We start from the raw sequence: 13,284 nt of genomic DNA, 5'->3' as shown, positions 1-13,284 counted from the left end.
TTTAAGGAAATTTTCCTGCTTTTAGAAAAGAATCGAGTAAGGTTGTTTGGTGTGTGGCGTCATAGTATAATGAAAAAAGAGTATGAAATAAAAATCTGCTTTTAAACGAGAGGAGAACCCATGAAAACAAGACAGAATGTCAGAGGACTGCTGCTGGCAGCCCTTTTGCTGATGAGTATCCTGCTGCCTGGCTGTGTTGCCCGGCAGGCCGAAAATGAGGAAGCCCCGACGGATTACGCGGCGGCGGCGAACTGGCTGGCGATGCCTGAGACGCCGGATAAGCCTGTGGATGTCTTTTATCTGTACCCTACAGCATGGCATAAGGAAAACATGGACGAGCCCAACATCTGCGCTGTTGACAACGCCACCCTGCGCGAGACTGCGCCCAAAATGCTGAGACAGCAGGCCAGCGTTTTTGAGACGACGGCCAATGTCTACGCGCCCTATTATCGACAGGCCGACGCGGCTTACTGCCTGGGCCTGTCCCATGACGAGGAGTACGCCCTGCTGAACGGTGTGCCTAAGATGGATGTGTTCGCAGCCTTTGACTACTATCTTGAGCACGAAAACAACGGCCGTCCCTTTATCCTGGCCGGCCATTCTCAAGGCTCCAACATGCTGCTCTACCTGCTGGACGAGTACATGGAAACGCACCCCGAGGTATACGCGCGTATGGTGGCCGCCTACGTGATCGGTTATTCGGTCACTGAGGACTACCTGGCCCAGAATCCGCATCTCCGGTTTGCAGAGACGGCAGATGACACAGGTGTGATCATCTCCTACAATACAGAGGCGCCTGGTGTCACAGCGGACAACCCTGTGCTGCTGCCCGGCGCCCAGGTCATCAACCCCATCAGCTGGACCCGGGACGAGACACCCGCATCGACAGAACAGAGTCTCGGTTCTGCCAGCAGAGAGGACCCATCCGTCAAGAGCCCGACGCCTGCTGACGCCCGTATCGACAAGGCCCGCGGCGTCCTCGTCTGCGACAACCAGGACGCAGACGCCCTGGCCCCCGGAAACGATGTCTTTCCAAAAGGCGTTTACCACGGGTATGATTACGCTTTCTATTACTACAACCTCCGCGAGAACGCAGGGCAGCGGATAGAGGCTTATTTAGCCGGGCAGTAGAGGAGTGAGCGCCGTCGCAGACAGCGCCATTGATCGAACATCAAAATAAGGCAGAGCCTGAAGCAGACCCTGCCTTATTTTATTTTTTGGTCAGCTGTGACGGGCACAGGACCGAAGGATTTTGCCGCAAGGAGAACGTTAAATGTTTTAAAAAATAAATACGTTTACAAAACATGGAAAGTAAGTGTATAATCAATGCAGGTATACTATTTAAAAGATTAATAAAAACGATAGAAAGGATAGAATAATGGATTGTCAAAAATACTTGTTTATGGTTTGGAATAAAAAGGATGGAATATTTGTTGATAAAACAAGTGAAATAAAGCGTTACCAATATTCAAATGGATATTATAAAATATACTATGAGAATCCAGAAAAACCTTACAATTACCAATGTCAGCATATTCAGTTTTTTAAAGATCCAATCGTAATGAACGGGCAGGAACAACTTTTTTATCTTGATGATCGACCTGTGGAAGATGTTAAAACGGCGCTACAGTTTGGATCAAAATATCTCAAAATATTTCATAATAATGGTTATGTACAAACGGTTTCGACCAGCAGCGTTTTGGTAGAAAATAATGTATTAAACAAAAAAGATGCTCTTAATAGGCTGAATTATTTTAAAGCTCTGGCGAAAGAGATGGGAGAAAAAAAAGATAGTGATGAAGGGTTTCTGGAGCGGGAGTATAAAAAATTAAGATCCGTCAGCCCAAGAAGTGTCCTGGCCATGTATCTTGAACCTGAGAAATTTTGTGTTAACGAATCTGAAAAAAGAAATGCTTTTTTTCCGTTTAGTTTTAATATTAGCCAGAAGGAAGCTGCCGAAAAGGCATTGCAGGGACCAATCAGTGTTATTGAAGGTCCGCCAGGAACCGGAAAAACCCAAACGATTCTCAATATTATTGCAAATATTGTGATGGATGGAAAGAATGTTGCGGTAGTATCGAATAATAATTCAGCAACACATAATGTTCTGGAAAAATTAGATAAAGAGGGCGTTGGATTTATCGCCGCTTATCTTGGAAAAAAAGAAAATAAAAAACATTTTTTTGATACACAGACCGGGAAATACCCGAATATGCGCGGATGGAAAGCATTGGATTTTAACGAAAGGCTGAAGCTAAAGAATAATTTACTGGAAAGCCAGAGACAGCTAAATGAAAAGCTTGAAATAAAAAATCGGCTAGCAGAATTACGAGTAGATAGGGGTAACCTGCAGACCGAAAGAGATCATTTTAGAACCTATTATCAGGGGGCTGTTCCAGATATCATGCCTTATCGGTCGCTTTACAGCTTAAAATCGAAGGACATTTTAGCCATTTTAGCCAGCATTGAGAAGACAAAAAAAGACCGGAAAGAATATCCATTATGGATTAAGCTTAAGAATTTAGTGCGTTATGGTATTGTAAGCTTTGGTATTTATAAAGAAAATGATGATAAATTGGTTGCTTTTTTTAAGAATGAATTTTATAGCCGACGGTGGAATGAGCTTGAAACAGAGATTCGTGATCTGGAGAAAAAACTTAAGGATTTTGGTTTTGAGGCAGAGATGAAAAAATATAAGACACTATCGATGGATTTATTTAAAGCTGTTTTAGCCGATCGGTATGGTGGTAATTCTGAAAGGCCTAAATTCAAACCAGATATTCTCTGGAAAAATTGTGAGGCGCTTTTTAAAGAATATCCAGTTGTTTTAAGCACGACGCATGCACTTAGAATGTGTAAGGGTAAACAGTCGCTCTTTGATTATGTCATTATCGATGAATCTTCGCAGGTTGATCTTGTGACAGGCGTATTAGCACTGTCCTGCGGCAAAAAAGCCGTCATTGTAGGCGACCAGAAACAATTGCCAAATATTGTAACAAATGAAGTTCGGAAAAAGGCAGATTATATTTATAATAGTTATCGACCGCTGAGACAGTACAACTATACCGAAAACACTTTACTGTCTTCTGTTCTCAGCCTTTTTCAAAATTTGCCCCAGACTTTATTAAAAGAGCATTATCGCTGCCATCCCCAAATAATCGGTTTTTGCAATCGGGAATTTTATGACGATGAACTGATTATTATGACTGAAGATAACGGGCGAGAGAAACCGTTGGTTTCCTATCTGACTGCGGCGGGAAACCACAGCAGAGGTCATTATAATCAAAGACAAATTGATGTTATACGGCATGAAATAATGTCAGAGCCTCTTTTGAAAAAAACGTCGCTATCAGTGGGGATTATCGCCCCCTATAACAAACAGATCGATGCTGTCTCAAAAGAAATTCAACAGGAAAACGTTGAGATCGCAACCGTGCATAAATTCCAGGGACGCGAAAAAAACGTGATTATCTTAAGCACAGTGGATAATCAAATTGGCCGCTTTGTCGACGATCCTAATCTTATTAATGTAGCGGTATCCCGGGCTATCGATCAGCTGTTTTTAGTGATTTCTGAAAATGAGTTAAATTGGAATACCCAATGGGGAGATCTTATGCGGTATATTTCATATCAGAAAGGTAAAATAATAAATAGCAAAATCCATTCAGTTTTTGATCTGTTATATAAAGGTATGGAAGAGCAAAGGGAAAAATTATTGAAAAAGCATGGAAAGGTTGGAGATAGCCCGGCAGAAGATCTGATGAATGTTATCATTCAAGATGTGCTTAAAATGCCTGATTTTTCAAGAATTGACCGTGTTTTACATCCATCTCTTAATACGATTATTTGCAACACAGATTTATTGACGGAAGAAGAAGCGCGCTTTGTGAAAAATCCGTGGACACATCTTGATTTTCTTTTGTTTAGAAAAATTGATAAGTCCCCATTATTAGCCATTGAAGTCGATGGATATGCCTTTCATGCAAACAACCCGGAACAGTTGAAAAGAGATTATATGAAAGATCAGATTCTAAATAAATACGAACTTCCAATCATTCGATTTGGAACCAACCAGAGTAATGAAAAACGAAGATTAGTTGATAAACTGCATGAGCTTACAGATGTAGTCTCAGATTAAAAAGAAAAGTACTTGCAAATTAAATTTGATTTACAGGTGCTTTTCTTAAAATGCGCCGCCTCAGTTGATCACTGCAAAGGCGATGTTCAAATAGGTGGCGAACAGAATCCAGATGAGGTAGGGAACCATGAGGCCCGCGGCCAGATTGGAGATTTTTCTAAACCAGACGATGCAGGCAATGACCGCCGCGTCCAGAAGCAGGATGATGATGGCCGCCAGCCAGAAGGAGCTGCCGCCGAAAAAGAGAATACTCCACAGAAAGTTAAGAAGCAGCTGAATGACAAAGAGCCCCAGGGCTGAACGCTTAAGCTGGTCGTCTGTGTTGGTCCGTAGAACCAGAAAAATAGCAATGCCCATGAGCAGGTAGAGCACGATCCAGACCGGACCGAACACCGAGCCCGGCGGCGACAGGGGCGCCTTGTTGAGCATGGCGTATTTACCGGCAATGTCGCCGGCCAGAAGCGAAGAGCAGAAGCCGACCAGCTCCACCACCACTATGGCGAGGATCAGCTGGAGAATGGGCGTCAATTTATTTTTAGTCATGATATTACCTCCTTTAAGGCTTTTGTTTTAATCATATTTATCCAGAATCGGATCCGCGAAACAAAAACAACCTGTAAACAGCGCAGGTTATCATACCCATTTGCGCCCGGATGTGCTAAGATAGGCATAACAGAGCGAATGATTGAGGCAAACACAGAAACAAGAAAAGCCGGAGGGAGAGACTATGGCAGATAAAACCGTTGACCAAGTTGAAAAAACTGAACAGAGGCTGTACGGACTGTGGAAAAAATCCAACGACCGAACCGTCTCAAAGGACATAAAAGCCCTTTCCGAGGCGTACCGCGTGGCCGTGGCCCAGGTGGATACAGTACTGCCCTTCTTTGTGCTTTCACAAAACTACAACGCGCAGACCCGGGATTTCGAGCTGTTTATCGGCAGCGTGTATGAGCGGGACTGCCTGGAGACGCTCACTCTGCCAGCGGGCATCTATGCAAGAATGACAGTCCGCCCCTGGCTCAAGTGCCTGTGGGGCCCGGCCATCGGTGCGGCCAAGCGCTTTTTCTATACCCACTGGTTGCCCGGGAGCCCTTACGAAGCCATGAATATGGAGTATGAGTGCCACACAGAAAAAAGCCTTGGCAGGCATCCGGAAATTGAGCTGTTTTTTGCGGTTGAAAAGAAAGCGGTCCTGTAGAAAGCTGCCAAAAAGAAACGTAAAATGTTTTGCGAGGTTCATATCAATATTATCGCGAGAGAAGCCAGAAGGCAATATTTTGGAACTGAGAAAAGGAAAGCAAAAAGGAGATTAACATGTCAATCGCATATCAGGCAGCCTTTTGGCTGAGAAACATCTGTGACAGTGACCTGGAGGGCATTCAGCACGCCCTCGGGCCAGGAGAGGATATTCTGGCCGGGCTGCGTGGGTTTCGAATCTTTTTAGAAGGCCTGTACCAGGATTACACGTCCTTCGAGACCTCTGCGGCCGAGCGTTTGCCGACCAAAATAGGCATCATGGCTGACGATCTGGAAAATTACCATCATCTGACTGAAACACTGGACTGCCTGCACGCCGTGGCCCGGGCCGGTGTTCTGGAAACCCAGGAAGGTAAGCCCTGCCTGGCCGTTCAAAAGGGCGCGCTGAAAAAGCAGTTCAAAAAATCTGTGGCCTTTCCCTTAGAGATGCTGGAGAAGCACGGCTTCAGCTTTGAATACCGGAAGCAGGGGCGCGGGGCAGCCACCTACAGGCAGTGCACTGAGCTCAGGGCTGCCTTTCCAGACTGCCCTGGGCTGGTGGGCGCTGTAAAGTACTTTACAGAACGCCTGGGCGAGAAAAATGTCCGGGAAGACTACGCCAAAACAGACGTGCTCTTTTACACTGCGGACTATGACAGCGCGCTGTTAAACGCGGCGACAGGGAGAAAGGCTTTGTCGCCCGAAAGGCCTGGTATTATGCGTACCCTGGGCGCCCGGCAGGCCCTGTGGCCGCCAGTTCTGGACGCGCTGTGCGGGGAACTATCACTGGGAACAGACCTCTCTCTGAACCCCTATGTTTTTCCAAACTGGAACGTCAGATTTCTCAGGCAGAAGAAAACCGTCTGCACCTTTAGCATCGGAGTAGACACGCTGTCGGTGAGGCTGCCGCTGTCCTGCGGCCTGGCCCGCGAGCTGGTCCTGGACAGGGCAAGCCTGCCCCAGAGACTCCGGGATTGTGTTGAGAGCTTTGGCTGTGTCGGATGCGGAAAATGCGAGAATGAACGCAACATCGAGGTAGTAGACGGGATTCGGCTGTGTACACTGGGCTACAGCAATTTTGCCACAGAGGATTCAAGAATGATGGCTGTGACGCTTACCTCTGGTGAGGATCTGGCAGTCCTGCTGTCCCTGGTCCGCCGGGCTGCGGAGGAACGGTAATTGTGAAAAAAACGGTGCATAAGACAAAATATCTGTGGATAACTTTACTCTGCTTCGGAGCGTTTATGCTGGAGCTTCTCTCGATTTTCGGCATCGAAAGCGCGCTGCTCGGGGTGGATGTCGGGAATTACACCGCAGCCCAGCGGAGCATCCACAGCCTCATCACCGCGGGCCTGTGGGCTGTGTTCATGGCAGTGGTGGTTGGCTGGACACGCAGAAGCGACGGCTTTCCGGAGCATGTGGACAAATCGGCCAGAATTCCGGCCCGGGACTGGGCCTTTGCGCTGGTCTGTCTGGCCGGCTGTAAGGTCATGACCTTTATGGACTGGCATACCCTCAAGGTGATCGGTGAAGCCCAAAACAAGGACGCTTTCCAGTTTCTGGCACAGTATATCTACTACCTGCTGGAGGTGGGCCTGGTACTGCTGATCATCATTTACGGACAGAAAGCCGTCGAAACGCTTTTAAAAAGAAAAAGCGGGGTTCCCTTTGGCGGTATCCTGCTGGCCCTGACCTGGGGCGCCTTTCATTTTGTATCCCGGGGCGCAGGCCTCGAGCTCTGGAACGGCGTCTCCTGCATGATTTTTTCAATTCTGAGTGGCTTCATGTACTTGAAGGTCGGGCGCAGGCCGCTTTACAGCTATGTTTTAATCGCTGTGGGGTACCTGCTGTAGAGAATAGAGCGAAATGAGGTAAACCAAATGACTGAAAGAGAAAAAATGCTGGCGGGTGAGCTGTACGACTGCAGCGACCCGGAGCTGCTGGCGCAGTGGCACAAAGCCAAAGACCTGGTGCGTGCCTATAACCAGACAGCTTCAGAGAATCTGGATGAGAAGGACCGGATTCTGACAGCCCTGCTGGGAAGGCGTGGCGCAAACCTGTGGATAACACCACCGTTTTTTGTGGATTACGGTGTCAACATCTGCTTTGGCGAGAATTGCGAAGTCAACATGAACTGCACCTTTCTGGACGACAATAAAATCGTCATCGGGGACAATGCTCTCATCGCGCCCAATGTCCAGATCTACACGGCCTTTCACCCGACCAGCGCGGCGGACCGCTTCGGGCCACCCAGGGAGGACGGGAGCTTTTCTTTCTGCAAGACCCAGACCGCGCCGGTTATCATCGGCGATAATGTCTGGATCGGCGGCGGAGCCATTATCCTGCCCGGCGTCACCATTGGCGATAATGTGGTCATCGGTGCGGGCAGCGTGGTGACAAAGGATATTCCCTCAGATAAGGTTGCCCTCGGCAGCCCCTGCCGGGCTGTCCGGGAAAATACATGAGCCTTGAGCTGTTCAGTCTGAAGCTGCGGACAGAGCCGTTTTAATTGGTTGTACTTTTGCTGTACTCCCTGCGGTATCATAGAGGAAAGAATACCTGTGAAGGAGGAACAGAAAATGAAACGGCGGAAAACCATTAAGAAGAATTTCAGCCCGCTCCTGGCAGCGCTGCTGGTAACGCTCATGCTGGCAGTCATGATTTTAATGGTGGGCCTGATCGGCCGCTCCATAAAAGATCAGCTGCTGCGCTCAGGTAGTCTGTCCCAGGGGCAGATCGTCAGCCTCGCAGAGGAAAGGTGCTCGGGAGGCGGAAAGCATGATGTTTTATAAAAAGAATAATATTTCTGGAAACTTACGGCGCTGCCGAAGGGCAGCGATAACAAAAAGGGTCTGCTGAGACATTTAATGTTTCAGCAGACCTTTTTTATTAGAGGCTTTAAGAGCTATTTTTATCTTTAATTTAAGGTATCATTAACAGGGAAATTTAATTTTAAATGGAATATATTAAGAAAGAGGTTTGATATGGAAAAGGTAAAAAATAAAGGCGATTAGAACTGAAAGGAAACAACGCATGTATCGGTTAAAAAAGAAAGACAACACTCATAAAAAACAGGTATACGGCTATGCGCGTGTCTCTACCGTAGGGCAGAATTTAGACCGTCAGATAGATGAACTAAAGGAGAAAGAAATATTAACTAAAAATATATTTTGCGACAAGCAAAGTGGAAAAGACTTCGAGCGAAACGCCTATAAGCGCCTGGTGAGAAAATTGAAAAAAGGCGATCTTCTCATTATCAAAAGTCTGGACCGCCTGGGACGCAATTATGAGGAGATCATCGTGGAATGGCGGCGCATTACTAAGGAAATTGGCGCAGATATAAGGGTAATGGATATGCCATTACTGGATACCAGCCAGTACAAGGGGCTTATTGGCACCTTTATCAGCGATCTTGTATTACAGATATTATCCTTTGTGGCACAGCAGAATTTGGATTATATTCATCAAACGCAACAGGAGGGCATTGCCAAAGCGCGGGAAAAGGGTGTAAAATTTGGACGTCCTAAAATAAGCACCGAGCATAACTTTAAAGCAGTTTACAGCCGCTACTGCGAAAAGGAAGTATCGGCGCGTCAGGCAGCTGAAATGCTGGGGGTCAGTGTGCGGACTTTTTACCGCCGTGTTCGTGAAATGAGTGAATAGGATTGTGCCAAAAAGTATACTTTTTGGCACAAAGAAATTTTAATAAAAAAATGGAATATAAAGAATATTAGTTCGATTATAGCACGGCTATATTGGTTTTTCAAATATTATTTTAACGTTTTCTGACATGCCAAAAAGTATACTTTTTGACACGCCGTTTAAAACCATCATGAGAGAGGGTAATGGTTATGTTAGAAAACGCGTTTAAACCAAAGATGCTGGAGCGTCAGAAATTGAAAAAGCTTCTGCTGCGGAGCCGACAGAAGCCGCTGGTGTATTTGCACGGGCTTATGGGCTCAGGAAAGACCACCAGTGTAGAAATGTATTTAAAAAGGTCCGGCGGACTTCCGGCAGTCTGGTTTACCTGTCCCGATGAGGTCATGGATGAGCAGTGGGCCTGGGGACGGTTTGTACAGGCGCTGGAGCAAAAGCTGCCAGAGGTGGCTTCCGCCCTATCTGAGACGGGTATACCTCAGAGCAGCAGCGATGTGGGCAGGATCATGGATATCCTGACCCAACAGCTCAGCCAGGATATCCTGCTGGTCATTGATGATTACCATCTGGTGCAGAATTTACACCTGAAACGCCTGACGGCGATCATCGCAAAGGAGCAACCCCAAAATTTGCGGCTTATCCTGATCTCCCGAAATCCGCCGGAGCCAGTGTACTATGAGCTGGAGATCAAGGGCCGCTGCACCATCATCGGCCAGGAGAGCCTTAACTTTACAGCGAACGAGATACAAGCATTTTACAGGCAGAACGGCTTTGTGCTGGAGAACAGGTCCGTAGAAAAACTAGATGCCTATTGTGGCGGATGGACCGCTTCGGTCTATCTGTCCCTGCTCCAATACGCCGAAACCCATCGGCTGGACGCCATCGATAAGGCCGAAAAATTTGTATGGACAGCTATCTGCGAGAAGATGGGGCAGGCAGAGCAGAAGATACTGGTCCAGCTCTCCCAGCTCAACGCCTTTACACTGGAGCAGGCAGCTTTTGTCACAGGCACGCCAGAGGTCGTTGCTGTGGTGCAGCAGATGCTGCGCAAAAATTATTTTATCCACTACCATGCTCAGAGCAGAACCTACCAGCTGCACACTATTTTAAAAAATGTGGTAAATCAGCAGAATTTGCTCAGCCAGGAAGAGATTCAGGAGCTCAACCACCAGAATGGTGTGTGGTATCAACAGCAGGAAAAGCCTCTGGAGGCAATTAATGCTTACCGCAGAGCCAGAAACGATGACGCTATCCTGGAAATCATGGAGCAGAAAGGCGCTACTGAGCTGCTGGACCAGGCTCCGTCACTCATTATTGAGAGCTTTAAGGCAATACCTCCTTGGAAAAAGCTCAGCCATCCCCGGGCTTATCTGTCCTTTCTGTGTTCCTATCTGGTTGTAGTAGATGCAGAGAGAGCGCTGGAGCTTCTTGAGGAAGCAAAGGCTGTTTACCAGAAAAATCCTAACCTCCCCAATAAAAAACGCATCATGGGTGAGATTGCCCTTATCGAAAGCTATGCGGTATTCAATGATCTGGAAGAAATGTCGATACGCCACCGGCAGGCTTACGAGGCCTTTGAGGGAGGTGAATCCCAGATACAGTGCAGCCAGATGGATTTTACCTTTGGCTGCCCCAGTATCCTGTACTTATATCACAGCCGCTTTGGCGGTCTGCGGCAGGTATTGGACCGGCTGAGAAAGGATGGCTGGTATTATACCCATGTTTCCGGAGGGTGCGGCGCTGGACATGAGTATATCCTGGAGGCCGAGTATGCTATGGGGAAGGGGCAGTGGTGTGAAGCCCGGAACACCATCGAAAAGGCTGAGATTAAGGCAGAAGAAAAAAAGCAGAAAAGCATTCTTATCTCCGCTCTGTTTCAGCAGATGCGCCTTGAGCTGCATTTGGGCGACGAGAAAAAGATTCGCAGCTGCCGCAAAAAGCTGGAGGATGCCGCTGCCAACAGCGATATCCCCAGCCAGCGTCAGAGCGCAGAAATCGCTCTGGGCTTTGTGAGCGCTGTAATGGGACGCCTGGACGAAATTCCTGCATGGCTGAAAAAGGGCGATGCAGGCTATTACACGGCACCGCCTCAGGGCAAGGGCATTATCGCTATTGTCCACGGAATGGCAGAGATTCTGGAGAACAATCCCATCAAACTTGAGATTCACGCTGAGCTTCTGCTGGAGCATTCCAGGCGGTACCATTTTATCATTGGAGAGATTTACGCCCGCCTGTTCAAGGCCATTGCTGTCGAGAAACAGGGAAAAGACGGCGCTCCCATACTTGAGAGCCTGCTCTCGGACATGCAACTGGATGAATACTACTGTCCGGTGATAGAGCTATCGCCCCATATCCTTGCCATGCTCAGCCGACTGCAGCCTGACCAAACCATGCCTGTGTTGGAGGATTGCCGCTATTTTAACGATTTATATGAAAACTATCACGGCATTTGTGCCGCGGGCCTTACGGTTAGAGAAAAAGAAATACTAACCCTGCTGTGCAGAGGTTATGCACGTAAGCAGATCGGAACAGAGTTAAAAATTGGCCTGCCGACTGTCAAGACCCATATTCGCAATATTTATAATAAGCTTCAGGTATCCAAAAAGGCTGATGCCATCAAAAAGGCTGAGAAACTCAGTCTGATATAAATCATCCTTTTTGGTCGATGTCCGATACTTTAGAGAAGGTTATACTGTTAACAGAAAAAACAGTATAACTTTTTTTATTGGAGGAGAGGAAAAGCATGTTGGAAAAAAGGCTGAATGAAAGCTTTAATACATGCAGCAAAGCCGTCAGAAACCACTGCAGGCGCACCGGTGACCTTGTTCACGAGCTGCTGGCTGTGTTGGAGTGGCAGGAATTTGAGGAGATCTGGCGCTGGCGTGGAAAGCTGCCATTTTACTATCATGATATCGGCAAAGCCATGTGCAGCGAGAAGAATATAAAAGAACATCCGGAAAAGGGAGGCACTTTTTTCAGCGAATTGTACCGCCAGGCCAGAGAGGATGAGACAGATGAACAGAGCATTATCTTTTTTAGTATTGCCAGCGATGCCTGTCTCTATCACCACGAATGGCTGAACGGTTTTGGCTATCCTATGGGGCGAAAAAGCCAGGAAATTGCTCTGGTGGGCCGTCTCTGCGCCGTTGCTGACACCTGGGATAACCTAACCCACGAAACATCCGGCCGCCCGGCCCTTGCCGAGGCTGCGGCCAAAGAAATAATGGAGGAAAAACGCAATATCCAGTTTGATGACTATCTGGTTAAAGCGTTGTTCCAGATTAACGGTTTCACGACAGAGAAGGAGGAGGCTGACATCATCGTCTCCCCCATCACCAGAAAGCGTCATTTCTGGAGTCTGAAATAAAATGCTGAAAAGCATATCTTTTTTACCTTATTCTACCCGCGGCGGGCGCGCCAAAAAACCCGCTGCGGCTCTCTCTCTTGAGAGAAAGACTATTAAAGGAGAAGCATAAACGTGAGTACACAGTTAAAACAGGAAAGTAATTATGCTGGTCGGTACACCGATCCCAACACGGGCTACACCACCGGCTACTATACCTTAAAACAGATGAAAACCCTCTATCCTCAGGGCGGCTATAAAGTGGCCGGGGGTATTGGAAAAATAAAAACAGATAAATATAGCAAGAGTCACAGCCTTGAGGATGCGGCTGGCAACACTACCCCGGTTTACCGGGGAGACGCCTTTAACGGGTTTGTCAACGGTACGGTGGGCTATGCCCGCATTGCTGACGACGTGTTTGTGGCAGTGGTGGGCCGGCGCAGCCACAAAAAGCTGGTGTTGGCTGTGGTGGGTGTGCTGGCCCTGGCGGCAGCAGTGTACTGCGCGGTTAACTGGAATACCTGGTTCCCGCAAAAGCTGGACATTGACCCCAGCGCCGCGGCTGTGCCTACCCAAAACGTACCCCAGCGTGAAAACATTAACATTCCCGGCTATACGGTCATCACTGCCAATACCGACGGCAAAACCAAGTGGAACCTGGTGAACCCGGAGGGCAACCCCTGCTATTTTCAGGTGGTGGTGAAGAACAAGTCCAACAACCGGGTAATCTACGAATCCAAGCTCATGCCGCCGGGCAGTGAGATCAAAGATCCGGAGCTGAAACGCAGGCTGGACACTGGAACATACGACATCACCATTCAGTATAACACGTTTGAGATCGAGGGCGACCATGCCCCCATGAACAATGCCGTTACCGAGGCACAGCTCGTGGTTGAATAAAAATAAAAGC

12 protein-coding genes are annotated in these 13,284 nt (G+C 47.7%); 11 read left to right on the top strand and 1 reads right to left on the bottom strand.

All coding sequences use genetic code 11. The features are described 5' to 3' along the window. Positions 1 to 120: 120 nt before the first annotated feature. Complete coding sequence (locus B2M23_RS01590) at positions 121 to 1,131, top strand: DUF3089 domain-containing protein (RefSeq protein WP_038351018.1); 1,011 nt, start codon at positions 121 to 123, stop codon at positions 1,129 to 1,131. 247 nt (positions 1,132 to 1,378) lie between these two features. Beyond that, positions 1,379 to 4,138 carry a DEAD/DEAH box helicase gene (locus B2M23_RS01585; protein WP_038351017.1) on the top strand — a complete coding sequence of 920 codons (2,760 nt, stop codon included), beginning with the start codon at positions 1,379 to 1,381 and terminating at the stop codon, positions 4,136 to 4,138. Between the two features lie 60 nt (positions 4,139 to 4,198). Here B2M23_RS01585 and B2M23_RS01580 read toward each other — a convergent pair whose 3' ends face one another. Beyond that, positions 4,199 to 4,681 carry a TspO/MBR family protein gene (locus B2M23_RS01580; RefSeq protein ID WP_038351016.1) on the bottom strand — a complete coding sequence of 161 codons (483 nt, stop codon included), beginning with the start codon at positions 4,679 to 4,681 and terminating at the stop codon, positions 4,199 to 4,201. A 184-nt stretch (positions 4,682 to 4,865) separates the two neighbouring features. On the opposite strand from B2M23_RS01580, the gene B2M23_RS01575 reads away from it, so the two are divergent. From B2M23_RS01575 to B2M23_RS01535, 9 genes are all read left to right on the top strand, one after another. Further along, positions 4,866 to 5,336 (top strand): effector binding domain-containing protein, encoded by a 471-nt coding sequence (locus B2M23_RS01575; protein ID WP_038351015.1) that lies wholly within the window; start codon positions 4,866 to 4,868, stop codon positions 5,334 to 5,336. A gap of 116 nt (positions 5,337 to 5,452) precedes the next feature. Further along, the gene (locus B2M23_RS01570; protein WP_038351014.1) at positions 5,453 to 6,553 is read left to right on the top strand and encodes a hypothetical protein; all 1,101 of its coding nucleotides are present in this window, start codon (positions 5,453 to 5,455) and stop codon (positions 6,551 to 6,553) included. Between the two features lie 2 nt (positions 6,554 to 6,555). Then, the gene (locus B2M23_RS01565; protein WP_038351013.1) at positions 6,556 to 7,227 is read left to right on the top strand and encodes a hypothetical protein; all 672 of its coding nucleotides are present in this window, start codon (positions 6,556 to 6,558) and stop codon (positions 7,225 to 7,227) included. A gap of 27 nt (positions 7,228 to 7,254) precedes the next feature. Then, entirely contained in the window at positions 7,255 to 7,839 is a 585-nt protein-coding gene (locus tag B2M23_RS01560; RefSeq protein WP_038351012.1) for a sugar O-acetyltransferase, read from the top strand. A gap of 114 nt (positions 7,840 to 7,953) precedes the next feature. Then, complete coding sequence (locus B2M23_RS01555; RefSeq protein WP_038351011.1) at positions 7,954 to 8,166, top strand: hypothetical protein; 213 nt, start codon at positions 7,954 to 7,956, stop codon at positions 8,164 to 8,166. 241 nt (positions 8,167 to 8,407) lie between these two features. Beyond that, complete coding sequence (locus B2M23_RS01550; RefSeq protein WP_038351010.1) at positions 8,408 to 9,037, top strand: recombinase family protein; 630 nt, start codon at positions 8,408 to 8,410, stop codon at positions 9,035 to 9,037. 188 nt (positions 9,038 to 9,225) lie between these two features. Continuing rightward, positions 9,226 to 11,679: a helix-turn-helix transcriptional regulator gene (locus B2M23_RS01545; protein ID WP_167617723.1), complete on the top strand. Its 2,454-nt coding sequence runs from the start codon at positions 9,226 to 9,228 to the stop codon at positions 11,677 to 11,679. 95 nt (positions 11,680 to 11,774) lie between these two features. Next, the gene (locus B2M23_RS01540) at positions 11,775 to 12,398 is read left to right on the top strand and encodes an HD-GYP domain-containing protein (RefSeq protein WP_052237077.1); all 624 of its coding nucleotides are present in this window, start codon (positions 11,775 to 11,777) and stop codon (positions 12,396 to 12,398) included. A 111-nt stretch (positions 12,399 to 12,509) separates the two neighbouring features. Beyond that, positions 12,510 to 13,274: a hypothetical protein gene (locus tag B2M23_RS01535; protein WP_038351008.1), complete on the top strand. Its 765-nt coding sequence runs from the start codon at positions 12,510 to 12,512 to the stop codon at positions 13,272 to 13,274. Positions 13,275 to 13,284: the final 10 nt, after the last annotated feature.

Source organism: Eubacterium limosum (genome assembly GCF_000807675.2).
Taxonomy (GTDB): Bacteria; Bacillota; Clostridia; order Eubacteriales; family Eubacteriaceae; genus Eubacterium; species Eubacterium limosum.
Note: the sequence above shows the minus strand (reverse complement) of the source record. Positions and strands in the feature narration are given on the sequence as shown.